This window comes from Mucilaginibacter sp. L196, from assembly GCF_009765905.1.
Lineage (GTDB): Bacteria > Bacteroidota > Bacteroidia > Sphingobacteriales > Sphingobacteriaceae > Mucilaginibacter.
This window is the reverse complement of record NZ_LMUO01000019.1, coordinates 877,801-902,855: the sequence shown is the minus strand read 5'-3', so window position 1 is coordinate 902,855 and position 25,055 is coordinate 877,801. Positions and strand designations below refer to the sequence as shown.

Below are 25,055 nucleotides of genomic sequence, written 5' to 3'. Positions count from 1 at the left end.
GGCTGTTATGTTCTATTATGATTTTTGGGGGATGATATTTCGGTTAAGCCCAGGCTTTTCTTAAAAATCTAAGCCAATTACCGTGCATTATATTCTCGCAATCAATTTCAGTGTAACCTCGTTTTTTTAATAACGCGGGTATCTTTTGTTCATCAGCGATAGTGATCAAATCGTAAGGGCATTGTTCTGTGCCAAATGCACCATCAAGATCAGATCCTATACCAACATGTAATGTATTACCCGCCAACTGACAAATATGATCCATATGATCAATCAATACGTCCAAATTGCAATTCATATCCTTTGGGTTCGATTCTCCCCTCACCCATCCCGGCACCATCATCCATGCATCCATCGCACCACCTATAACCGCACCACGATTTATCAATTCCTTTATCTGCTCATCGCTAAACTGGCGATTATGGTTAACCAACGCACGGCAATTATTATGGCTTGCCCAAACATGCCCATTAAAATGATCCATCGCTTCGCAAAAACTATCATCACATAAATGGGTAGCATCTAAAATAATATTCAGGCGTTCCATTTCTTTTAATAGCTCCTGCCCTTTCGGGCCCATAAACCCAGTTGCATCTGTGCCTTGTGCATATCTTCCGGGGCCATAATGTGCAGGGCCAACCGCACGCAATCCATAATTATAAGCCCGCTCCAAATGGTTTATGGTTACAATGGAATCAGCACCCTCTAAACTTAAAATATAACCGACAGGCTTATTTTCAGATGGTGTGCCATCTTGCCAAAGTGTAATATGTTTTTCAAGGCTTAGCAAATCATTAACCTGTACCATTTGCCCATCTTCTTCCATGGCTTTATACCACGCTACTTGGGCCTGTGTTTGTGCCCAAGCTTGTTCTGGCGAATGCCACCCGGGTAAAAGGTTACCGAGTGCAACGTAGCGTGCTATTTGCGTGGCCACAACCAAGCCAATATTACCTTTGCGCAATTCAGGTAATGAAACTGTTGCATTCCCGCGGTCGGGTTTATCTGTTAAACCTTCTTCACGCACATTAATTGCATCAACAGACTGGCGCAGGTCGCGGTTCCACTCCATCGCATTCATGCTAAGGTCTAAATGAGCATCTATGGTGAACATATTATGGGTTGAAGATTATTATGAATTAAATAGTAATTTTCCGATCGCGAGCTATGTTTAGCCATTGACCTGTGATATTGTTATTTTGAATGGTGATGGCACGCTCGTATAGCGCTACTGTTGGGCAAATATGATACGGCAAGCCATATAACACATCACCCACTTTATAACTATGTCCCTTGCCTGCGTCAACAACTAAATGTTCTTCGCTTTGGCTGATGATCTTTACATCTGGTGCATTCAAAAAACATATACGCTTAGCCAATACATTTTCAGCAGCAACTGATTTATGTCCGCAATCTATACAAAGCAAATTTTCTTCGGGTAGCGATAAAATTCTTGTAACCAGTAATGCTGCGATTAAAAAATGCTGCTCTTCAAAAGCTAGTTGGTAACCCCTATCCCAATAAATAAAAGTACCGGGGCTGCATTCTATACTTTTTTTTGCTGCGAGGATAGGGAACGTTGGCGAACCACCTGCAACAATTACAGGCTTTGGATAACCTGAATCTAAAATTTCATCTTGCAGCTTAATAACGACCTCATACCAGGCGTTTACTTTTTCTGCACGAATAATAATATCCGCGTCATGTATATGGCCATCATAAGCATGCAGGCCAATTAAATTTATCCCCGATAATTGGAAACATGCTTTATACAGTTGTAAAGCTCCATCTCCCGGAGATATACCTGTACGGTTCATACCTACATTTAAATCGATATAGATATTAACCGACAAATCTTCTTCAACAGCTATGGTTGACACAGCATTAGCCGAAGCCTCATTATCAACCAAACAGGAAAATTTAGTATCAGGATAAGTTTGAATTAATTTAATGAATCGCAATAGCTTGGGTCCGGTGGGTTGGTAAGCCAGTAAAACATCAGGGGCATTACACATCCCCAGCATTTCGGCCTCAGCAATAGTAGCGCATTTAAATTTGGTAATGCCCGCATCCATCATCAACAGCGCCGCTTCCTTATTTTTAAATGTTTTGATATGCGGGCGCAGGCGAAACACATCATCTATCATGTATTTCAGCATGTCGATATTCTGTTTCACTCTTTTTGGATAAACCACCAAAGCAGGTGTATCCAGTTGGTCAACATCCTCGATAGTATACCAATGCTGCTCGGTCATTGTGAATTAATTATACAAGTTCAAACAAAGCCTCTATTTCAACCGGGATATTATCAGGTAACGAACCCATCCCTACCGCGCTACGAACACCTATACCGTTCTCTTCGCCCCAAACTTTAGCAAATAATTCGCTGCAACCATTTATAATAAAAGGATGTTTTTCAAAGTCAGATGTACAGTTAACCATACCCAATACCTTTATTACCCTTTTAACTTTATCAAGGCTGCCTATGTTAGCTTTTATGGTAGCCAGCATAGCTAAACCAACCTGGCGGGCAGCAAGCTTCCCATCTTCCGGTGTAATCGTATCACCAATGCGGCCAATAATCAAGCTACCATCATCCTGTACAGTTCCATGGCCAGATAGATAAAGATATTTACCATCAACCAAGCAAGGTTTATATACACCAAGTGGTTTTGGAGCGGGCGGCAGGCTTAGGCCTAAAGCGGCAAAATTTTGTTCTGCAGTATTCATTTTGTAAAGTAATTGTATAAAACAAACATAAAAATAAAATATAGGCTATCCTATCAAAGCAAGCAATGCAAATCAAGTTTACATAAGCATGTTACTTAATTTTCAATTCGAACAAAACATTACAAATACAATTAATTCTGCATTTTAGAATTGTTCTATTTAAACTTACTGATTAGTATTTGTCAAATCATACTATTACTAAGAAGTATATTTGTGCCATTAGTATAATATTTATCATACATGCTATTATGAATGATTTTATAGCCGCCAGATCACAAATGGCCTTATCATTGGGCTTCCACATTATTTATTCCTGTATAGGCATGGTGATGCCTGTGTTTATGGCTATATCAAACTATAAATACATTAAAACTAAAAATCCTTTATACAAACATATAACACAAGCCTGGAGCAAAGGCGTAGCCATATTTTTTGCAACCGGAGCGGTATCGGGTACTATGCTTTCATTCGAGTTAGGTTTACTATGGCCTAAATTTATGGAGCATGCCGGTCCCATATTTGGTATGCCTTTTTCGTTAGAAGGTGTTGCATTTTTTATTGAAGCTATTGCCCTGGGATTTTTCCTTTATGGTTGGGATAAGTTTAATAAATGGTTCCATTGGTTTACCGGCATTGTAGTTGGGGTTAGTGGTGTGGTATCGGGTATTTTGGTGGTATCAGCAAATTCTTGGATGAACAGCCCTACCGGGTTTGATTACGTTAACGGGCAGTATACAAACATCGACCCAATAAAGGCCATGTTCAACGCTGCCTGGTTTTCCGAAGCTTTACACATGACTATAGCCGCTTTTGCCGCTACAGGCTTTGCTGTAGCGGGTATTCATGCGCTTATGATATTCAGAAAGAAGAATGTAACCTTCCATACCAAATCATTCAAAATAGCGATTGCCTTTGGTGCAGTTGCTGCAATATTACAACCCTTAAGCGGCGATCTGTCAGCCAAAGGCGCTGCGCAAAGGCAACCAGCTAAATTAGCTGCAATGGAAGCCCATTTTCATACCGAACCATACTCAAAATTATTGATAGGCGGCATACCAGATACCGTTAACAAGAAGGTTAATTACGGTATTGAATTACCTGGTTTATTAAGCTTTTTAGTACATGATGATTTTAAAACACCGGTTAACGGATTAGATAAAATCCCGCAAAAAGATCAACCTAATGTACCGGTTACGCACTATGCATTTCAGTTAATGGTTGCAATTGGTATGTTTTTGTTAGCAATTGGGTTGCTTTACTTTTTTGCCTTATGGAAAAAGCGTGAATGGCTGAATAAAAGCTGGTTCTTGAAATTATTTATAGCGGCCACACCGCTTGGCTTTATTGCCGTCGAAGCCGGATGGACAGTTACTGAAGTTGGCCGCCAACCGTGGATTATACAAGGTGTAATGCGTACCAGTGAGGCGGTTACACCTATGCCGGGCATCCATTACTCGTTTTATCTGTTTACGCTTATTTATTTTACGCTGAGCCTTGCAGTAGTATTTTTACTGAGCAGGCAAATAAAAATGGTTCCAGAGTTGTACGATCATAATTAATAATTATATGCTGTACGTTGTCATCATCTTCTTATTCTTTTCCATACTGCTATACTTTTTGCTTGGCGGTGCCGATTTTGGCGCAGGGATAATTGAATTATTTACCTCAAATGATAATAAATCGCGTACACGCCGTACCATGTACAAGGCTATAGGCCCTATTTGGGAGGCGAACCATATGTGGTTGATAATCGCAGTAGTAATAATGTTTGTGGGCTTCCCGGTAATTTATAGTGATATGTGCACCTACTTGCATATACCTTTATTAGTTATGCTTTTAGGTATCACTGCCCGTGGAACGGCTTTCTCATTCCGTAATTACGATGCGATAAAGGATGACAAAATGCAAGACTTATACAATTACATATTTGTGTATTCAAGCTTCATTACCCCACTGTTTTTAGGCATAGTTGCAGGAAGCGTTATTTCGAGGCAGATAGATCCTGGTGCTACCGATTATTTGAGCACCTATATTTTTAGCTGGCTTAATTGGTTTTCGGTAATGGTTGGTTTTTTCACAGTTGCGCTATGCGGTTTCTTAGCCGCTATCTATCTAATTGGTGAAGCTAAAGAACAGTTTGACATTAAGCGATTCACCAAAAAAGCTGTAATTATGAATGCTGTTGCTGTTGGTTTTGGCGGATTGGTATTTATAGCCGCAGAACACGAAAATGTACACCTTGCCCATTGGATATTTGGCAACCCTGTTAGCTTAATTGCAGTTATTGCTGCATCATTGTCATTGGTGTTGTTATGGTATTTATTGAGTAAAGGCAACACTAAAGTAATCCGCATATTAGCTGCGTTTCAGGTTACTATGATATTGGTATCTGTAAGTTATCGTCACTTTCCCAATATCATCATGGTGAAGGGTGGTAATAATTTATCCTTACTTAAAGATCACGCACCCATGACTACGATCAATGATCTTGGATGGGGACTTTTATTGGGCAGTTTATTGATTCTACCTGCTTTGGGCTATTTATTTTATAGCTTTCAAACAAAACAAAGTAGGGATAATTGAATCATCAATATATTTGCCCGCATAATTTATTTAACATGAAAAAAACTATTGCTATTGATATGGACGGCGTAATTGCCGATATAGATACTCATTTTATAAACTGGTACGAACGAGATTACGGAATAAAGGTACTGCCTGAAAATATACTAGGCCTTACGACAGCCGAAGCTTTCCCTGACGGCGCCGTAAGAAAGTTTGTTTATACCCCCGGATTTTTTTTAACCGCACCGGTTATGCCAGGCGCGGTAGAAGCTTTAAAAACATTATCTGAAAGCTTTGAAATATACATTGTATCAGCTGCTGTCGAGTTTCCTCAAAGTTTATCTGAAAAATTGCAATGGCTAAATATAAATTTCCCGTTCATCACCTGGAAGAACATTGTTTTTTGTGGCGATAAAAGTATCATCAATACCGATTTTATGATTGATGATATGATCCATAATTTGGATACCTTTAAAGGAGAAACACTAATGTTCAATTCTATTTTCAATTACAATCATAATCATCACAGGCGGGTTCACAACTGGCAGGAAGTAGTTGAGCTGATGAAAGAAAAGGCCTAAACAAAAAATGCAACCAATATGGTTGCATTTTTTGTTTAGTTATATTTTTTTAATTGTTTTTCAAACCAATTTGATGGCCTGTATAATTAGTTAAAAACTCATTAGTGGTAAAGAACTCCAAGCTAAAAATAGTGCGATAATCGTTTGTATTTTTAGGATTTTGCACCTCGGTAACGTTTGTTGATTTGGCTGTAGTGTAGGTATAAGTAAATCCGTCCTGTGTTTTTAAGGTTATTACCGAATTTGCAGGTAAAATACCAATACTCTGCGTAGCCTTAGGATCTTCAATAATTGATATTTGCGGGGTACCTGTGTCAAATAAAAAGTTTGCTGATATTGTATTACCATTGTAAGTTATTGTTCCAGGTATATCAGGTGAATAACCGTCCTGTGCTGTATAACTTGAAGAATAATTATGCATAATGAAACCTGATGAGTTCAGATCAGCATTGGTTAAACCTAGCGTAAGAATATTTTGTTCAAATACACCAGCATTTGTAAAATCCGCTTGTATAAGTTTTGATAGTTTAAATCCATTTGTTAAACCTGTACCCGGTGTATAATAACTTAAAGGGCTTTGAATTAGTGTACTGGCATAACTATATTCCGGGCTAACTCCAAAAATATCTGCTCCATGGCGTACCGTTTCCTGAACTGAATCTTTACCAGTAATATCAAGCACTTTGTAATACAGAAAAAACGGCACTCGTTTAATAGTTATGTTACCGGTTGATGGATCGCCTATGGTAATACTTGTATATGCAACATTTCCGTATACATTAGTCGAGGAGAGCGCATCACCGTACTCCATTACAGATGTTGTAGTTGTTATGGTTACACCATTTACAACTAAAGAGTCACCTGTAATTTTAAAACCTTTACTGGTATATAGCGAGTCGGGAATTATCCCGGAGGCATCCAATGTTAAACCTGCTGACCCTGTATCAAAAACGTCATCATAATTTACAGATTGGGTTCCAACCTTTGTTATTGGTATCAAGATCCTGTAATAAACATCATTGGCATCAACACTATCTTTATATTCAAATAAACCAATGCTAGTTGCCGTAGAAGTAGTTATTGTGTTTGTTTTATTTGTTGCTTTATCTTTTTTGCATGAGACAACAACTGTTATTAATAAAACACACATTAATGGTAGGTATTTGGGCAGGTATTTGTTTTTCATATTTACTCAATTAATCCTTTAGACTGTGTATACGGCATATGGTTTAGTCTGACAAAGTTTAAATTAAAATTCAATATTTAAAAAACATTATCGATAAACTTGAACTTTCAATCGATGAAAACCATCATATTACATTATAACATTACGTAGAATGATTACCTATAGTTGTAATAAAAATGCTTTCTAAAAAACAAAACCCAATAACACCTCTGTTTATCAACAGTTTAACGAGAGTAGTTTCACATTATTATTATATTTAGTACTTTTATTTATGACAATTAAATGTACATCAATATAAATTATCGTTGTACATTTGCTTAACACTGTTAAATGATTTAATAGAGTAAACAAAATGGCAAGCAAGGATAGGATATTACGATTAAAGGAAGAAACAAGGTGTAACATACTGGACGCTTCACTTCAAATTGTTAAAGAAGAAGGATGGCAAGCATTAAGCATGCGTAAAATTGCCGATGCTATTGAGTACACTGCTCCTATTATCTACGAATATTTTTCAAATAAAGAAGCTATACTACTTGAGTTAACCCGTAAAGGTTATTTGATATTATCGAGAGATTTACAAGAAGCAAAAAGCAAACACAGATTACCTGCCAAACAACTGGAGGCCATGTGGATAGCTTACTGGAATTTTGCCTTTGCTAATAAGGAACTTTATCAGGGGATGTTTGGTGTATCAACAAATTGCTGCGAAATGGTAAATAAGCTACCCGAAGCAGATATGCCGTGGGATATTTTTACCGAAGTGATAGGCGAACTGATCGGAATTACCGACATGGAATCTGAAATTATCTGTAAAAAATATTATACTTTTTGGTCTGTTGTACATGGTTTAATATCCATTAATCTTTTAAGCAGGGGTTTCTCTGACGAGATGAACCGCCAAGTTTTGAGAGATGCGATAGGTGGCATCATAAGGACAATAAACGATTAGTTTTTTCACTGGCCAATATTGCCATTCGTTAACAATATCAAAATTAAGCATACAAACACAATACAATAATTAATAAAATGAAAATTAATACCCACAGTATTTGCCAAATGGTTAACACTGTTAGAAAATCTAATGGCATTAAACCATATTTATGGTATATCACCATGAACGTTACTTATTTCATCAGCAAATTAATGCGCATACTTAATTATTAACACTCACAACTCCATCATATATATACTAAGCACTATCTATTAACACAAAAATTAAAATCAGTATCATGAAACAAATTATCTTAGGACTCATAACCATAACACTATTATATAGCTGTTCGCCGAAACCACAGGCTGGCAGCGCCCCACCTGCTCCATCGTTGCCTGTAGCAACTATTGTTTCAGGAACAGACACTACTTACCAGGAATACCCAGCTTCTATTGAAGGCACGGTAAACGTGGAAATTCGCCCGCAGGTGAGCGGCTCTTTAGACAAAGTATTTGTTGACGAAGGCGCTTATGTAAGCGAAGGTCAGCCTATATTTAAAATCAACGATCTGCCATATCGCGCAGCATTAAACAATGCCCTTGCCAGTATGCATGCAGCCGAAGCATCTGTTGCCAATGCACAATTAGAGATTGATAAATTAACTCCTTTGGTACAAAACAAGGTAGTTTCTGATTATCAACTTAAAACAGCTCGCGCGGCTTATGATGTTGCAAAAGCAAATGTTGAACAAACAAAAGCCAACGTATCTACCGCGCAAATTAACTTGGGATATACAACCATTAAAGCCCCTGTTAGCGGCTATATCGGTCGTTTATTAAAGAAACAAGGAAGTTTGGTTTCTCCTTCGGATGTTGACGCACTTACCTTACTATCTGATGTGCATAACGTACATGTTTACTTCGCTTTAGGCGAAAAAGACTTTGTAAGCTTTAAAGAACAATATGCAGGCGAAACTTTAAAAGATAAACTTAAAGGCTTACCACCCGTAACATTATTATTAGCCGATGACAGCCAGTTTGCTAAACAAGGCAGCATTGATATGATAGATGGTCAGTTTGATAAAAACACTGGCGCTATTACTTTGAGGGCTAGTTTTCCAAACGCTCAAGGCTTGTTACGCTCAGGAAATACAGGCAAAGTACGCTTAAGCTTAGTACACCATGATGCTTTATTGGTACCGGAATCTGCTACTGTTGAAATGCAAGATAAGGTATTTGTATTTGCCGTAGGCGATAGCAGTAAGGTAAAAAAACAGGCTATTACCATTGTTGGTAAAACCGGCGACAATTACCTGGTTAAAGACGGCGTAAAAGTAGGCGACGAGATTGTATTAAGCGGCATTGATAAATTGCAGGAGGGTATGGTGATCCAGCCTGAAAAGGCGACAGATAAAACTGTCGCACTAATAAAAAAATAATACATACACTTAAACTTTAAAGTCATGTTTCAGAAATTTATAGAAAGACCGGTACTATCAACAGTTATCTCCATATTATTGGTGATAGTTGGTGTGCTTGGTTTAACAAAGTTGCCCCTGGAGCGGTTTCCAGATATTGCCCCCCCGTCGGTATTAGTATCTGCTGTATACCCGGGCGCTAATGCCGAGACTATTTTACGTTCCGTGACCCCGTCATTGGAAGAAGCAATTAATGGTGTGGAAAACATGACATACATGACTTCCACTGCCAGTAATGATGGTACTTTAAGCATCACGGTTTACTTTCAACAAGGTACCAACCCCGATCAGGCGGCTGTGAACGTTCAAAACCGTGTTTCACAAGCAACTAGCCAATTACCGGCCGAGGTTGTACAATATGGTATAACCACTACTAAACAGCAAAACAGCTTTATTGGTGCTATGGCTATCTACACAGAGGATCCCAAAAAATATGATCAGACCTTTGTAGCTAACTATGCACAGATTAATATCATTCCCGAAATTAAACGTATTCCGGGTGTAGGTTCTGCAAGTATATTTGGTGGTGTTAAGGACTACTCTATGCGTGTTTGGCTGAATCCAAGTCAAATGGCAGCTTACAATGTTACTCCCGCCGAAGTGACGGCAGCTATACAGGACAAAAACCTGGAAGCAGCACCCGGTAGATTTGGGGAGCAAAGCGATGAATCATTTGAATATGTAATTAAATATAAAGGTAAACTTACCACGCCAGAGGAATACCAAAATATTGCTATCCGTGCAAATGCAGATGGTTCTGTATTACGCTTAAAAGATGTAGCACGTGTTGAACTGGGTGCTTATTCTTATAATAGCGTAAGTAACCTTAACGGGCACGATGGTATTATTATCGGTATTATACAACTGTCAGGTTCAAACGCCAACGAAATTCAGATAGCCATTGATAAGTTGATGGAAAAAGCATCAAAGAGCTTCCCTGTTGGCATCAAATACAATCAGTTTTATCGTACTAAAACCGATCTGGATGAATCAATTAACCAGGTTGAGCATACATTGGTAGAAGCTTTTATACTGGTATTTATCGTGGTATTTATATTCCTGCAAGATTTCAGGTCTACATTGATCCCGGCTATAGCGGTTCCGGTTGCCATTATTGGCACATTCTTCTTCATGAACCTCTTCGGTTTCTCAGTTAACCTTTTAACCTTGTTCGCCCTCGTATTAGCCATAGGTATTGTGGTGGATGACGCGATTGTGGTGGTGGAGGCGGTGCATGCCAAAATGGAACACGACCCGAGCCTTACCCCGAAAGAAGCAACCACAGGGGCTATGAGTGAAATTAGCGGCGCAATTATATCCATTACACTGGTTATGGCGGCGGTATTTTTGCCCGTTAGCTTTATGACTGGTTCAACAGGTATATTTTACAGGCAATTTGCATTAACAATGGCCATAGCCATTATCATATCTGCTGTTAATGCTTTAACCCTGAGCCCTGCCCTAGCTGCTTTATTTTTAAAAAACAAGCATACCCTAGATGGCCACGAAGCACCTAAAAAAGGTTTTACTGAGAAATTTTATGCGGGCTTTAATGGCGGGTTTAATTATATGACCACCAGGTATGTTGGGGCCCTTAAAGTTCTTATCCGTCATAAATGGATCAGTATGGCTGGGCTTGCATTAGTAGTTGTCGCTACGGTTTACCTGGTAAACAGAACAAAAACAGGCTTTATCCCTACTGAGGATCAAGGATTTGTGGCTATCGCTGTTTCTACACCATCGGGAACTTCATTAAGCGGTACTAATAAAATATTCAAACAGGCCGAAGATCAGTTGAAGACTTTGGAATCAGCAAGATTTGTTACCGCGCTGTCTGGTTTTAACTTTTTAACACAATCCAGCAGTCCATCAGCTGGTGTAATTTTCTTGCTGTTAAAACCTAATGATCAAAGAGGCGCGGTTAAGAATATTGATGCTATACAAAATATAGTAAGGGGTAAAATGGCCGGTATACCGGGCGGTACCTTCTTCGTATTCAGCTTTCCAACCGTTCCTGGATTTAGCAACGTAGAAGCCCTCGACGTAATGTTGCAGGATAAAACTAATGGCAGGTTAGATAAATTTAGTGGTGTAGCCAATAACTTTATAGCAAAGCTGATGGCCAAACCGGCAATCGCTTATGCCTTTACCTCTTATAAAGCAGATTATCCTCAATTACAATTAGAAGTTGATGACGAAAAGGCTAATCAGCTGGGTGTTAATGTTAAAGACATCCTGTCAACTATGCAGGCCTATTTCGGTAGCGCCCAGGCATCAGACTTTAACCGCTTTGGTAAATACTATCGTGTGATTGTTCAGGCTGATATTGCCGACCGTACCGATCCGTCAGCTATTGACCGTGTGTTTGTTAAAAACAAGGCTGGAGACAATGTGCCTATCAACACACTGGTTAAACTAACCCGTGTTTATGGTTCAGAAACCGCTTCACGTTATAACCTGTTTAACTCTATCGAGGTAAACGCGATCCCTAAACCGGGCTATAGCTCAGGTGATGCGATCAAGGCTATACAGGAAACAGCTCAAGAGGAATTACCATCAGGTTTTGCCTATGAGTTCTCTGGTCAAACACGTGAGGAAATTTCCTCAGGCGGGCAATCAGCTGTTATTTTCGCGCTTTGTTTGGTATTTGTATACTTCTTATTAGCAGCACAGTATGAAAGTTACATCCTACCATTGGCAGTAATACTTTCAATACCTACAGGTATATTTGGTGTGTTTGTTGTATTAGGTTTAACCGGTATTGAAAACAACATCTATGTACAGGTAGCCCTCATCATGCTTATTGGCTTGTTGGCCAAAAACGCCATCCTTATTGTGGAGTTTGCGGTACAGCGACGCAAAGCTGGTTATAGTTTGGTTGCTTCGGCTATAGAAGCAGCAAGGCTAAGGATAAGACCAATCATCATGACGTCACTGGCGTTTGTATTTGGATTATTCCCGATGAGTATCGCGACAGGTCCATCTGCGCAAGGTAACCACTCTATTAGTATTGGTGCTGCGGGCGGGATGGTATCAGGTGTAATACTTGGTCTGTTTATTATTCCTGTGTTATTCGTGATCTTCCAGGGATTACAGGAAAAGGTAACCGGTGTGCCTCCTGCTGCCCTACTTGATGAGAACGGACATCCGCACGGTAACATCAATGGCCATTCAGTTGCTGAATTACAGGATCAATTTTCAGCTTAACTTTTAATAATAACAAAAATGAAAACATATATAAACGGGTTATTACTGCTGCTGCTTTTAAGCGCATGTAAGGTTTCGAAAGATGTCCAAACACCCAAAAATGCTGCGCCTGATACTTTCAGAAATGCTACGCTTACAGCAGATACAGCAAGTGTAGGCGACATGCAATGGAAAAGCTTTTTCACCGATGCTACACTGCAAACTTTGATTGATAGCGCCATAGAACGGAACTATGATATGCAAATCGCAGTGAAAAATATAGAGGCATCGCACTTGTTATTTAAACAAGTAAAATGGAACTATTTGCCACAGACTGATTTAAACGTTACGGCAAGTAGTAGCCGCCCTTCAGATAATAGCTTGGATGGATTAAGTTTAGCTCAGGATAATATCAAAACAAAACATATTGAGGATTATTCAGCCAACTTATCTTTATCATGGGAAGCTGATATCTGGGGTAAGATTCGCAATCAAAGCAAATCCGCTTTAGCTGCTTATCTTCAAACTATTGAAGCTAAAAAGGCCATACAAACAAATATTGTTGCTACCGTATCGCAAGGTTATTACAACCTTTTAATGCTAAATGCGCAATTAGATATTGCCAAAAAGAATGTAAGATTGAATGATAGTACACTTCGTATCATTCGTTTTCAATATGATGCGGGTCAAGTTACATCGTTAGCTGTACAACAGGCACAGGCGCAACAGTTGACTGCCGCACAACTAGTTCCTGAGTTTGAGCAGAATATTGCCGTACAAGAAAACGCGTTGCGTATTTTAACAGGTGCCATACCAAGCAGTATTACGGTAAGCACAAACTTAGACGAAATTACAGTGCCTGATAATCTTTCTGCCGGTGTACCATCAACCATGGTAAGCCGCAGACCTGATGTAAGAAGCGCTGAACTAGCTTTAACTATAGCTAACGCTAATGTGGGCATTAATAAAGCTGCTATGTATCCTGCTTTGCGTATAACCGCAAGCGGTGGTGTAAATTCATTTATGGCGAATAATTGGTTTAATATACCAGCATCATTATTTGGTATAGTTTCTGGTAGCGTGCTGCAACCACTATTTGATCACAAAGAATTATCAACCCAATACAAGGTTGCAGAAGTTGATCGTGAAAAAACCGTATTACAGTTCAGACAATCAGTTTTAAATGCAGTTGGCGAAGTAAGCGATGCTTTAGTTAAGATAGAAAAGCTTAAACAACAACAAGCAATTGTGCAAACACAGGTAAATACATTAAACCAGGCAACACAAAATGCAAACCTGTTGTTTAAAAACGGCATGGCGACTTATCTGGAAGTTATAACTGCACAAAGCAATGTATTACAAAGTCAATTACAACTCGCTACGATAAAAAGAGATGAGTTAAGCGCCGTATCTGATCTTTACAGATCTGTAGGTGGTGGCTGGCGATAAATAAACAGCCTTTAAACAAAAAAGCCCTATGAGAAATCATAGGGCTTTTTTGTTATATAATTTTATATCTTCTGCCATTCTTCCAACGCATGTACATCGGCTTGGCGAGGGAATATTTTTGTGGTTAGCACACGATGCACTTCTTCATCACCATCAGCACAACAATCGGCTAATACAGTAACGCGGTAATCCTTATCAGCAGCTTCCCGTAAGGTTGATAATACAACACCGCTGGTAGCAATACCAGTTAATACTAAATGCTGTATACCAAACGATCTTAGTACCACTTCAAGATCGCTACCAGTAAATGCACTTACACGACGCTTAATAACCGTTACCTCACCTGCCTGTGGCGCAATGCTACCATGCACCTGCATAAATGCAGTCATATCCATATTGGAAAACTTTTCTTTTCCAGCTGAGAAACTCTTATTATTAATACTGATTTCTGGGGCACCTTGTCTAAAGCCAACCACTACATAAATAACAGGTATATTTTTGCTACGGGCAGTAGCAATGGCCGAAGATACCTTATCAAGTATGGTTTCGGCATTAGGGAGCATGGCAAGTATACCAACTTGCATGTCCATTACTAATAGAGCTGTGTTTTGAGTGTTCTGTTCCATTTTTTTTAATTAATTATTGATCTATTTTTTCTACTGCAAGCGCTTCGTCTGCCTGTAATTCCTCTTGACTTACTATTTTATTTATTTTCTCTTTACTGAATATTTTATAAAATACAGCGGCTATGATAAGTGCGATTATTCCCTGGCAAAACATTGTTAAGGGAGCAGTTATTTTTTGTGAGATAGTACCGATAAGTAAGCTACCTAATGGCAACATGCCAAAAAACCCCATAGCTACATAACTCATCACTCGTCCCCGCATATTTGGGGCGGCTTCTATTTGTATGGTAGTAATACAGGCCGTCATCGGCATCAGGGAACCAAAGCCTATCAGAACCGCGAATGGTATCGAGATAAGAAAATTCGTCACCCGCGAGAACAATACTAGTCCGATCCCTAAAACGACTATTCCCATAAGTGAAACAAACCGGAGATTAGTGCCTTTCTTCAGCGAAGCAAAAAATAAACTTCCTGAAATAGCACCTAAACCCATAACACTAGCGATGTAACCAAAAGTAGAGGCATTACCTTTGAATACCACTTTTGCAAAAACAGGTAAAACAGTATCATACGGGAAAACCAATAAGCTCGATATAATAATCAATAATATAATTGAACCTATAGCCGGTTCTTGTTTCAGGTATTGCAGGCCCTCGGAAAGTTCAGTTATAATCTTCTTTTTTACTAACGGCTGCGTAAACTTTGGTAATTTCATGAGCAATAGCGATGCTAGTACTGCTAAAAAGCTCACCGCGTTTAATGAAAAACAAATGCCAGCTCCAAATGCCTGAAGTACTATGCCTGATAATGCCGGCCCCACCAGCCTGGCTATATTAACCATGCCTGAGTTAAGCGCTAACGCATTTGGGATATCTTCCTTATTGTCTACCATTTCATGCACCATTGGTTGCCTTGCAGGCACATCAAATGCATTAATTACACCGAGCATAGCACTAAGGGTAAGTATTTCCCATACTACATAATGATTTGTTAAAATAAGTATGGCTAATAACACAGCCTGTACCATGGATGCGGTCTGGGTAACCAATAATATCTTGTGTCTGCTATATCTATCAGAAACAACTCCGCCATGTAGTGAAAGCAAGAATGATGGAAACTGCTGCGCAAATATGGCAAGCCCAAGCATAGAGGCAGAATGTGTTATAGAGTAAATAACCCAGCTTACCGCTGTGCGCTGCATCCAGGTACCTATTTGCGAAACCGATTGCCCGCAAAAAAATAAAGTGTAGTTTTTATTCCGGAATGCACGGAATATGTGTGACGTTTTTTTGGGTTTCATCTTTTAGTTTAATAATCAATTCGACATAATTTGTCATTTTGTCTAAAATATTGCAAATTTTTTTATCCTCTCAACCCACTTATAGCCATGTTGGCTAAAGTCCTCGCTGCAGGTTCAATCTCTTCAAAATTATCTTCCATTATCATTTCACGTTTTAATCCGCGTAAACTACTTAATAATACAAAAATCAATATGTCTTTTTTACTTTTATCTATAACACGAATTTCGCCTTTATTAATCGCATCAGTTAAAATCCGTCCAAGCAGATCGCCCTCCAACTTCATGATAACCCTATGATGAATAATTTTCGTTTTGTTAAATTGTGAAATAGCATCTGCATCCATCCCAGCCTCGAATGCACTGTAAACCGTTTTTTTGTCACGAAGAAAATTTAATTTTGTCGCACAAAAAGCATTTATTTTTTCTTCTACACTATTTACTTGATCTGTAGCGCGAGAAATGGCCGCCATCATTTCTTTTATTTCAAGATCCATTACGGCGTCAAAAATCTCATCTTTACTTTTATAATAATAGTAAAGCGAACTTCGCCCCTTGCCAATAGCTTTAGCTACATCATCCATAGTAACCTTATGCAGCCCATAAACTTGAAATAATTGTTTAGCAGCCTGCAAGATTTGCCTTTGGATTATATCTTCTTTTATTGGGTTAGTAACAGACATTAAGTTTGGATTAACAATCAAAAGTACACATTTTAAACAATTAAACAAATAATGTCCAAATGTTTTCATTTCGATATTTATCATCCAAAAACTTTTTAATTATTGATTGGAATAATTAATTCAACATTTTATATAGCTTTACAAAAAACTTTAGGGGTGCCTTGTGCTGAGAAATACCCTTTGAACCTGATGCAGTTAGTACTGCCGAAGGGAAAAGTAGAACAACCCTCCAAGGTTGTTTTCATTCCTTAAACGGGTGCATTCCTATAGTTAGAAATTACTAACAAATGGAAATTACCGTAAATCAACAAAATCATTCGGTTACCGACAATTGCACCTTGCAACAAATGCTTGCCATTGTTATTCAACAGCCTTTAACTGGCGTGGCTGTCGCCATTAATCAGCAAATTATCCCAAAAAACAACTGGGATTCTCATCTGCTCAAATCCAACGATAACATTATTCTAATTAAAGCAACCCAGGGAGGTTAGTCTACATCTATGAAAAACGAAAAAATTCCTAATGAACAGGCGATCAGCCGTTCGCCATTCCCGGCATCACGAAAAGTATACGTTAAAGGGCAACTGCATAACATTGAGGTGGCTATGCGTGAGGTTATCCTGAGTGAAACCAAACTGCATGGTCGATTTGGAGAAACCGAATCCAACGCTCCGGTAACTATTTACGATACCAGCGGGCCTTACACAGACCCCGATATTGATATAGATGTTAAGCAAGGTTTACCCCGCCTGCGCGAGCAGTGGATACTAGGCCGAAATGACGTAGAGCAATTGGGAGAAATCTCTTCCTCCTATGGTAACCAGCGGGCCAATGATAAAAGTCTGGATGCGCTGCGATTTGCCCATATCAGTAAACCCATGCGCGCTAAGCCGGGGATGAACGTATCGCAGATGCATTATGCACGCAAAGGGATAATTACACCCGAAATGGAATATATTGCCATAAGGGAAAACCAACGTATCGATCTGCTAAAAGAACAATTAAATGGCCAATATGAGGTAATGGCGCATCAGCATCAGGGGCAAAGTTTTGGCGCTAACACACCCAAAGACTATATCACAGCTGAATTTGTACGACAGGAAGTTGCTGCCGGTAGAGCGGTTATCCCAGCGAATATTAATCATCCTGAAATCGAGCCGATGATCATCGGGCGTAATTTCCTGGTAAAGATCAATGCTAATATTGGAAACTCTGCTGTTACCTCCAGTATTGAAGAAGAGGTTGAAAAAGCAGTATGGGCATGCCGTTGGGGTGCTGATACCATCATGGATCTTTCTACCGGTAAAAACATACATGAAACCAGGGAGTGGATCATTCGCAACTCGCCGGTACCAATTGGTACCGTACCAATTTATCAGGCATTGGAAAAGGTAAACGGTAAAGCCGAAGATTTGACCTGGGAGATATTTAGGGACACTCTAATTGAGCAAGCCGAACAGGGCGTTGATTATTTTACTATACATGCCGGGGTATTATTGCGTTATGTGCCGCTTACAGCTAAACGCATAACCGGGATTGTATCGCGCGGTGGCTCTATTATGGCTAAATGGTGTTTGGCTCATCATCAAGAAAACTTTCTGTATACGCATTTTGAAGAGATCTGCGAGATTATGAAAGCCTATGACGTTTCGTTTTCATTGGGCGATGGTTTAAGACCGGGCTGTATTGCCGATGCAAATGATGCCGCGCAATTTGGCGAACTGGAAACTTTAGGTGAACTGACCAAGATAGCATGGAAGCATGATATACAAACAATTATTGAGGGCCCCGGCCATATCCCTATGCATATGATTAAAGAAAATATGGATAAGCAATTAGTGCATTGCGGCGAAGCACCTTTTTATACCTTAGGCCCGCTAACTACTGATATAGCACCCGGTTACGACCATATCACTTCGGCTATCGGCGCGGCTATGATTGGTTGGTTTGGCACTGCCATGCTTTGTTATGTTACACCAAAGGAGCATTTGGGCCTGCCTAATAAAAAAGATGTAAAAGATGGTGTGATTACCTACAAAATAGCCGCACATGCTGCTGATCTGGCAAAAGGGCATCCCGGAGCGCAATACCGCGATAATGCATTAAGTAAAGCCCGTTTCGAGTTCAGATGGGAAGACCAATTCAATCTCTCGCTTGATCCGGATACAGCAAAAGAATTTCATGACGAAACCCTGCCTGCCGATGGTGCTAAGATCGCCCATTTCTGCTCTATGTGCGGCCCTAATTTCTGTTCGATGAAAATCACACAGGACGTTAGGGATTATGCCAAAGAAAATGGTCTTGACGGTAATGAAGCGCTTTCAAAAGGCATGGAAGAAAAGTCGAAGGAGTTTTTACAAAAAGGAAGCGAAATTTATTTATAAATCATGAAGCTGGTTGTTATTTCAAATCCCGATACGGTAATCGATGAAAATATCATCATAAATAATCTGTTTAAGTTGGGTTTGAAATACTTCCATATTCGAAAAGCCAATCACAATGCCACGCAGGTAAGCAAGTTGATTGAAGAAATACATCCACAATATTATAGCTATATCTCATTGCATCAACATCACCAGTTGGCAAAGGAATACGGAATAAAAAGGCTGCATTATACCGAGCAAGCACGTGCGGAATCTGATATAAAAAAATGGCAGGCGCAAATTGATGCAGGTTATAGTTTAAGTACATCCATTCATAGCCCCACCTTGCTGCACACATTTAAATTGTTCGATTACGTTTTTTACGGGCCGGTATTCAACAGTATATCAAAGCCCGGTTATCAAGGCAATGTACCCGCAGACTTTAAGTTAGATAAAGACTACCCTAAACCGGATCTATTTGCTTTGGGCGGAGTTGATGCATCGAACTTAAGAAAATTAAAAGCGATGAATTTTGATGGCGCAGCAGCATTGGGTGCAATATGGAATGATCCAGATAAAGCAATAATTAGTTTTAAGCAATTAAAAGAAAACTTGCCACTTTAAACACAAAGTAATGATTGATAAACTTCACTATATTTCACAACAACCGCAAAACGGCTCACATCTTACTGCCATCAAACAAGCGCTTGATGCGGGGTGTAAATGGGTACAATTAAGGGTTAAAAACCAAGCTGATGATGTTATACTTGAATATGCTATAGAGGCGAATAAAACATGTACCCGATACGGTGCAAAACTCATAGTTAATGATCACCCTGAAATAGCGCTTAAAGCAGGCGCCTATGGTGTGCATTTGGGTTTACAGGATATGTCTATTGCCGAAGCGAGGGATATTGTAGGTAAAAAAACAATAATAGGCGGCACAGCAAATACCTTTGAACATATTAAACAAAGAATAGCTGATGGCGCTGATTATATCGGTCTCGGCCCTTTCCGCTTTACAACCACCAAACAAAATTTAAGCCCCATTTTAGGATTAGATGGTTATGAAACCATTATGGCACAAATACGATCTGCCAACCTGCAGATTCCAATTATTGCTATAGGCGGTATACTACCCGAAGATATTTCTGCACTTACGCAAACAGGAGTTTATGGTGTAGCCATATCGGGTACTATAACCCATGCCACTGATCCCGCGCAAATAGTTAAACATATGTATCAGGAACTTAATACCAAATATTTAAACCAGGTAATATAAAACGCCATGTTAAAAATAGCCGATAAAATATTTACATCCCGCCTTTTCACCGGCACCGGAAAATTTAGCTCCTCCACGTTAATGGAAGATGCCTTGCTGGCTTCGGGATCTGAACTGGTAACCGTTGCTTTAAAACGTGTAGATGTTAAAAATAATGAACATGATGATCTGTTGATCCGCCTAAAATATCCACATATGAACCTGTTGCCAAATACGTCGGGGGTGCGAAATGCTAAGGAAGCCATTTTTGCAGCACAACTGGCGCGCGAAGCCCTTGAAACCAATTGGATTAAACTGGAAATACATCCTGATCCAAAGTATTTGATGCCAGACCCTATCGAAACATTAAAAGCGACCGAAGAACTGGCTAAAATGGGATTTATTGTGCTACCGTATATCCATGCCGACCCTGTGCTATGCAAAAGATTGGAAGATGCAGGCACTGCTGCCGTTATGCCCCTCGGCTCACCAATTGGTAGCAACAAAGGACTAAAAACTATAGATTTTTTAGAGATCATCATCAGTCAAAGTAATGTACCTGTTATTATTGATGCCGGTATAGGTTCACCTTCTGATGCTGCTAAAGCTCTTGAGATTGGAGCCGATGCCGTATTGGTGAATACAGCCATTGCTGTTTCCAGCAACCCTGTACAAATGGCAATGGCATTTAAATTAGCTGTAGAGGCCGGGCGCATGGCCTTTGAAGCAAAACTAGCATTACCTGTAACCAATGCCGTAGCAAGCAGCCCACTAACCTCTTTTTTAGATGAATAGCTTCGCAGATATTTTTGAGCTACATAGTTGGGACGAAACTAAAGCCAGCATTTATGCAAAAACAAGCCGTGATGTTGAGCAAGCTTTATCGGCTGATAAACGGACGCTAGAGGATTTTAAAGCATTGATATCCCCTGCAGCCGCGCCTTACCTTGAGCAGATGGCCCAAATTAGCCAGCGACTAACGCTTAAACGTTTCGGTAAAGTTATACAAATGTATGTGCCACTTTACCTATCAAACGAGTGCAATAACATTTGTACTTATTGTGGTTTTAGCTATGATAATAAGGTAAAACGTAAAACGCTTACTCCGATGGAGATTATGCAGGAAGTTGCTGTAATAAAAGACATGGGCTACGATCATGTACTTTTAGTTACAGGAGAAGCTAACCAAACTGTACATGTAGATTACTTTAAAAAAGTGCTTGACCTTATCCGTCCGCATTTTGCTCAAATATCTATGGAGGTTCAGCCCCTCGATTTGGAGGATTACCAGCAACTAACGCCGTATGGTTTAAATACCGTTTTGGTTTACCAGGAAACCTATCACCAGGAAGACTATAAAAAACATCACCCTAAAGGGAAAAAATCCAATTTTCAATACCGGTTAGAAACCCCCGACCGACTGGGGCAGGCTGGTATCCATAAAATGGGTTTAGGTGTGTTGATAGGACTTGAAGACTGGCGTACCGATTCGTTTTTTACGGCATTGCATTTAAGCTATCTGGAGAAAAAATACTGGCAAAGCAAATACAGCCTTTCTTTCCCAAGGTTAAGGCCTTTTAGCGGCGGGTTAGAACCCAAAGTGGAAATGAGCGACCGGGAACTAGTGCAATTGATATGTGCTTACCGCTTATTTAACCAAGAGGTAGAACTTTCTATTTCTACGCGAGAATCACCCAATTTCAGGAACAATATCATCAAGTTAGGGATCACAGCTATAAGTGCAGGTTCAAAAACTAATCCCGGCGGATATTCTGTTGAACGGGAATCACTCGAACAATTTGAAATCAGTGATGAACGCAGCCCCCGACAAATAGCCCGGGTTATTGCCGCTCAGGGCTATGAAGCGGTATGGAAAGATTGGGATAATAGTTTAGCAACATAAAAGCATGTTAGGGAACGTAAAATTAAAGCGGTACAGCAGGCAGGTCATATTGCCCGAAATAGGTTTGCCGGGCCAGGAAAAGCTAACAAACGCAAAAGTGTTAATGATTGGCGCCGGAGGCCTCGGTTGCCCGGTACTCCAATACCTGGCAGCAGCAGGGGTTGGCACTATAGGTATTGTTGATGATGATGTGATTGACATCAGCAACCTGCATAGGCAAATATTGTATACCACAGCAGATGTTGGCAAACCCAAAGCCTGCATTGCCAAACATAAGCTTGGACTGTTAAATCCGCATATTAACATTACTGCCTATAACGAGCGGTTTACCCCTATCAATGCACAAAATATATGCAATGACTATGATTTAGTAATAGACGGATCGGATAATTTTGAAACACGTTACCTGATCAATGATACCTGCGTAGTATTAAACAAAGTACTGATATTTGGCTCCATATTTAAATTTGAAGGGCATGTTTCCGTTTTTAATTACCATAATGGGCCTAATTACAAGGATATGTTTCCGGAGGCTCCACCCAGTAACGAAGTGCCTAACTGTGCTGAGATAGGTGTGCTGGGTGTATTACCCGGAATTATTGGAATGTATATGGCGAATGAAGCAATCAAGGTTATCTGTGGTATTGGTGAAACCCTGTCAGGTAAATTCATGAGCATTAACGCGCTCGACAATACAAGCAGCGTTTTTAGAGTAATAAAGCAGCAACAAAAATTCATTAAAGCTCCGGTTGCAACAATTGTCGAACCTATTCCAAACGAGAATCATGAAATAACCATTGAGGAGTTAAACAAATGGCTACAACAAACTCCCAATGAAATATATTTGGTTGATGTTCGCGAGGGTTATGAGTTTGAAGATTACAATATCGGTGGGATTAACATCCCCCTATATGAGTTGAAAGAACATATTGAATCATTGCCTCCTGATAAAAAATTGGTATTTTGTTGTCATACCGGGCAACGAAGTAAAATGGCCATCCAATTATTAAAGCCTGTTTACAAAGGCAAAATGTATAGCTTAAAAAATGGCATAGTTTAATTCACAAACATATCTATGAACAATTACAGATACCGTGTAGTGCTAACGATTGCCGGATCAGACAGTGGCGGCGGGGCCGGGATACAGGCCGACATTAAAACCATAAGCGCACTGGGTTGCTACGGCACAACAGTTATTACTGCAATAACGGCACAAAATACCTTGGGTGTAAATAATATCTACGCCATTCCAGCTGAAATTGTGGGTGACCAAATGACCGCTGTAATAAATGATATACCTCCCTCTGCAATAAAAATTGGCATGGTATACTTAAAGGAAAGTGCAGAAATCATCGCGTCAGTATTAAGGCAACATAGTGAAATACCTGTAATCTTTGATCCGGTAATGGTTGCTACCAGTGGTACTAATTTGATGAAAAGTAATTGTTTATCCACATTTAAAAATCTCCTATTTCCATTAACAACACTCTTAACGCCTAATCTTGATGAAGCCGGGTTAATAACCGGAATGAAAGTTAACAATCTTACTGATATGCATACAGCGGCTTCGCGTATCATCGATCTAGGATGTAATGCGGTGCTTATTAAAGGGGGGCATTTAAAAGGAAATGACTTGTACGACGTCTATCTGGATCGCGATGGGCGGCAGCGGCTATTTAAATCAAAAGTAATCCAATCTAATAATACCCATGGTACCGGATGCACTTTATCATCGGCTATCGCATCCTATCTTGCGCTCGGTGAGGATTTGATGCTATCGATAGAGAAAGGAAAAGACTATGTTCACCAAGCGATTGAGCATGGAAAAAACATTAGGATTGGAAAAGGTATTGGCCCTTTAAATCATTTTTTCAATCCAATAAAGTAAGACTAGTTAAAAGACCGTCTAAATTCCAGTGGGGAAAGATTGGTTTTTGTTTTGAATAGTTTGCTGAACGATTGCGGATGTTCAAACCCCAATTCGTAGGCGACCTCACTTACTGATAAACTGGTTGTAGATAATCTCTCTTTCGCTTTTTCTATGAGTTTATGATGTATGTGTTGCTGTGTATTTTGCCCGGTTAGGGAACGCAACATATCACTTAGATAACTTGGTGTTATATTCATCTTTTCGGAAAGGTATTGAACTGTCGGAATTCCGTCGCTTAATGATTTTTCGTTGTTAAAATATTCGTCTAAAATTTCTTCCAGCTTTTGTAACAAGTCGCTGCTTACTGCTTTGCGGGTAATAAATTGGCGCTTGTAAAAACGATTAGCGTAATTCAGCAATAACTCGATCTGGGAAACAATAACATCCTGACTAAAATCATCTATCCTGCTGTTCAACTCTTCTTCAATGATCTTAAAAATGGAAATGATAGTTTCCTTTTCTTTATCGGAAAGATGTAATGCTTCGTTGGCCGAATAGGAAAAGAAACCATATTGCTTAATCTTTTTTGCTAAAGGATAAGTCAGAAAAAAATCCGGGTGTATCAGCAATGTATATTGCGAACAATCCCTGGTTTCTTCGACATTATTGCCGCCAATCACCTGGTTAGGGGCAGCGAATAATAAACCACCTTCATCAAAATCATAGTAATCCTGGCCGTATTTTAGTTTCCCGCTGAGTTTTCTTTTGTAAGATATTTTATAAAACTTCAGCACGTGGGAGCCGGATGGACGGTTTATCTCAACCGGGCTATTGCTGCTATTTATAAGCGCTATCAACGGATGCTGGGGCTTGGGTAAACCTAAAGCCTGGTGTATCGCCGATAATGAATCCATCATATGATGGGTATCTTCTTCCTTCTTCAT

24 protein-coding genes and 1 riboswitch are annotated in these 25,055 nt (G+C 39.6%); of the genes, 16 read left to right on the top strand and 8 right to left on the bottom strand.

The window, feature by feature from the left end; translation table 11 throughout:
- Positions 1–43: 43 nt before the first annotated feature.
- From GSQ74_RS20275 to GSQ74_RS20265, 3 genes are read right to left on the bottom strand one after another with little or no spacing between them, the layout of a single operon-like run.
- Complete coding sequence (locus GSQ74_RS20275; protein WP_158996025.1) at positions 44–1,114, bottom strand: dipeptidase; 1,071 nt, start codon at positions 1,112–1,114, stop codon at positions 44–46.
- Positions 1,115–1,139: 25 nt separating this feature from the next.
- Complete coding sequence (locus tag GSQ74_RS20270) at positions 1,140–2,255, bottom strand: D-TA family PLP-dependent enzyme (RefSeq protein ID WP_158996024.1); 1,116 nt, start codon at positions 2,253–2,255, stop codon at positions 1,140–1,142.
- A gap of 10 nt (positions 2,256–2,265) precedes the next feature.
- A complete protein-coding gene (locus tag GSQ74_RS20265) occupies positions 2,266–2,730 on the bottom strand; it encodes a RidA family protein (protein ID WP_158996023.1) in 465 nt (154 codons plus the stop codon).
- A 248-nt stretch (positions 2,731–2,978) separates the two neighbouring features.
- Between GSQ74_RS20265 and GSQ74_RS20260 the strand changes: the two genes are divergently transcribed.
- Genes GSQ74_RS20260 through GSQ74_RS20250 form a run of 3 tightly spaced genes read left to right on the top strand, consistent with a single transcriptional unit; the run spans position 2,979 to position 5,876 of the window.
- Positions 2,979–4,289, top strand: coding sequence for a cytochrome ubiquinol oxidase subunit I (locus tag GSQ74_RS20260; protein ID WP_158996022.1), 1,311 nt, complete (start codon positions 2,979–2,981; stop codon positions 4,287–4,289).
- Positions 4,290–4,296: 7 nt separating this feature from the next.
- Complete coding sequence (locus tag GSQ74_RS20255) at positions 4,297–5,313, top strand: cytochrome d ubiquinol oxidase subunit II (RefSeq protein WP_158996021.1); 1,017 nt, start codon at positions 4,297–4,299, stop codon at positions 5,311–5,313.
- 35 nt (positions 5,314–5,348) lie between these two features.
- The gene (locus GSQ74_RS20250) at positions 5,349–5,876 is read left to right on the top strand and encodes a 5'(3')-deoxyribonucleotidase (protein ID WP_158996020.1); all 528 of its coding nucleotides are present in this window, start codon (positions 5,349–5,351) and stop codon (positions 5,874–5,876) included.
- 49 nt (positions 5,877–5,925) lie between these two features.
- Here the strand turns inward: GSQ74_RS20250 and GSQ74_RS20245 are convergent, their stop codons facing one another.
- Entirely contained in the window at positions 5,926–7,062 is a 1,137-nt protein-coding gene (locus GSQ74_RS20245; protein ID WP_158996019.1) for a hypothetical protein, read from the bottom strand.
- A 352-nt stretch (positions 7,063–7,414) separates the two neighbouring features.
- Between GSQ74_RS20245 and GSQ74_RS20240 the strand changes: the two genes are divergently transcribed.
- From GSQ74_RS20240 to GSQ74_RS20220, 5 genes are all read left to right on the top strand, one after another.
- Positions 7,415–8,014: a TetR/AcrR family transcriptional regulator gene (locus tag GSQ74_RS20240; protein ID WP_158996018.1), complete on the top strand. Its 600-nt coding sequence runs from the start codon at positions 7,415–7,417 to the stop codon at positions 8,012–8,014.
- A gap of 77 nt (positions 8,015–8,091) precedes the next feature.
- Entirely contained in the window at positions 8,092–8,229 is a 138-nt protein-coding gene (locus GSQ74_RS20235; protein ID WP_158996017.1) for a hypothetical protein, read from the top strand.
- A gap of 65 nt (positions 8,230–8,294) precedes the next feature.
- A complete protein-coding gene (locus GSQ74_RS20230; protein WP_158996016.1) occupies positions 8,295–9,434 on the top strand; it encodes an efflux RND transporter periplasmic adaptor subunit in 1,140 nt (379 codons plus the stop codon).
- Positions 9,435–9,458: 24 nt separating this feature from the next.
- Positions 9,459–12,680, top strand: a complete 3,222-nt coding sequence (locus GSQ74_RS20225) for an efflux RND transporter permease subunit (RefSeq protein WP_158996015.1) — start codon at positions 9,459–9,461, stop codon at positions 12,678–12,680.
- A gap of 18 nt (positions 12,681–12,698) precedes the next feature.
- Complete coding sequence (locus GSQ74_RS20220; RefSeq protein ID WP_158996014.1) at positions 12,699–14,108, top strand: TolC family protein; 1,410 nt, start codon at positions 12,699–12,701, stop codon at positions 14,106–14,108.
- Between the two features lie 62 nt (positions 14,109–14,170).
- On the opposite strand, the gene GSQ74_RS20215 is transcribed toward GSQ74_RS20220, so the two are convergent.
- From GSQ74_RS20215 to GSQ74_RS20205, 3 genes are all read right to left on the bottom strand, one after another.
- Complete coding sequence (locus tag GSQ74_RS20215; RefSeq protein WP_158996013.1) at positions 14,171–14,734, bottom strand: cysteine hydrolase family protein; 564 nt, start codon at positions 14,732–14,734, stop codon at positions 14,171–14,173.
- 13 nt (positions 14,735–14,747) lie between these two features.
- Positions 14,748–16,034: an MFS transporter gene (locus GSQ74_RS20210; RefSeq protein ID WP_158996012.1), complete on the bottom strand. Its 1,287-nt coding sequence runs from the start codon at positions 16,032–16,034 to the stop codon at positions 14,748–14,750.
- A gap of 62 nt (positions 16,035–16,096) precedes the next feature.
- Positions 16,097–16,798: a TetR/AcrR family transcriptional regulator gene (locus tag GSQ74_RS20205; protein WP_254060936.1), complete on the bottom strand. Its 702-nt coding sequence runs from the start codon at positions 16,796–16,798 to the stop codon at positions 16,097–16,099.
- 58 nt (positions 16,799–16,856) lie between these two features.
- Positions 16,857–16,944: riboswitch (TPP riboswitch) on the top strand.
- A 57-nt stretch (positions 16,945–17,001) separates the two neighbouring features.
- Between GSQ74_RS20205 and thiS the strand changes: the two genes are divergently transcribed.
- From thiS to thiD, 8 genes are read left to right on the top strand one after another with little or no spacing between them, the layout of a single operon-like run.
- On the top strand, positions 17,002–17,205 hold the full coding sequence (gene thiS, locus GSQ74_RS20200) for a sulfur carrier protein ThiS (RefSeq protein ID WP_158996011.1): 204 nt from the start codon (positions 17,002–17,004) through the stop codon (positions 17,203–17,205).
- A 9-nt stretch (positions 17,206–17,214) separates the two neighbouring features.
- A complete protein-coding gene (thiC, locus tag GSQ74_RS20195; protein WP_158996010.1) occupies positions 17,215–19,098 on the top strand; it encodes a phosphomethylpyrimidine synthase ThiC in 1,884 nt (627 codons plus the stop codon).
- Between the two features lie 3 nt (positions 19,099–19,101).
- Positions 19,102–19,701, top strand: coding sequence for a thiamine phosphate synthase (locus GSQ74_RS20190; RefSeq protein WP_158996009.1), 600 nt, complete (start codon positions 19,102–19,104; stop codon positions 19,699–19,701).
- A 10-nt stretch (positions 19,702–19,711) separates the two neighbouring features.
- The gene (locus GSQ74_RS20185) at positions 19,712–20,359 is read left to right on the top strand and encodes a thiamine phosphate synthase (RefSeq protein ID WP_158996008.1); all 648 of its coding nucleotides are present in this window, start codon (positions 19,712–19,714) and stop codon (positions 20,357–20,359) included.
- 6 nt (positions 20,360–20,365) lie between these two features.
- On the top strand, positions 20,366–21,133 hold the full coding sequence (locus GSQ74_RS20180) for a thiazole synthase (RefSeq protein ID WP_158996007.1): 768 nt from the start codon (positions 20,366–20,368) through the stop codon (positions 21,131–21,133).
- Positions 21,126–22,241 carry a 2-iminoacetate synthase ThiH gene (gene thiH / locus GSQ74_RS20175; RefSeq protein WP_158996006.1) on the top strand — a complete coding sequence of 372 codons (1,116 nt, stop codon included), beginning with the start codon at positions 21,126–21,128 and terminating at the stop codon, positions 22,239–22,241. The genes GSQ74_RS20180 and thiH overlap by 8 nt, the downstream gene beginning before the upstream one ends.
- A gap of 4 nt (positions 22,242–22,245) precedes the next feature.
- Positions 22,246–23,301, top strand: coding sequence for a HesA/MoeB/ThiF family protein (locus GSQ74_RS20170; protein ID WP_158996005.1), 1,056 nt, complete (start codon positions 22,246–22,248; stop codon positions 23,299–23,301).
- Positions 23,302–23,316: 15 nt separating this feature from the next.
- Positions 23,317–24,129, top strand: coding sequence for a bifunctional hydroxymethylpyrimidine kinase/phosphomethylpyrimidine kinase (gene thiD / locus GSQ74_RS20165; RefSeq protein ID WP_158996004.1), 813 nt, complete (start codon positions 23,317–23,319; stop codon positions 24,127–24,129).
- A 2-nt stretch (positions 24,130–24,131) separates the two neighbouring features.
- Here the strand turns inward: thiD and GSQ74_RS20160 are convergent, their stop codons facing one another.
- Complete coding sequence (locus GSQ74_RS20160) at positions 24,132–25,055, bottom strand: AraC family transcriptional regulator (protein ID WP_158996003.1); 924 nt, start codon at positions 25,053–25,055, stop codon at positions 24,132–24,134.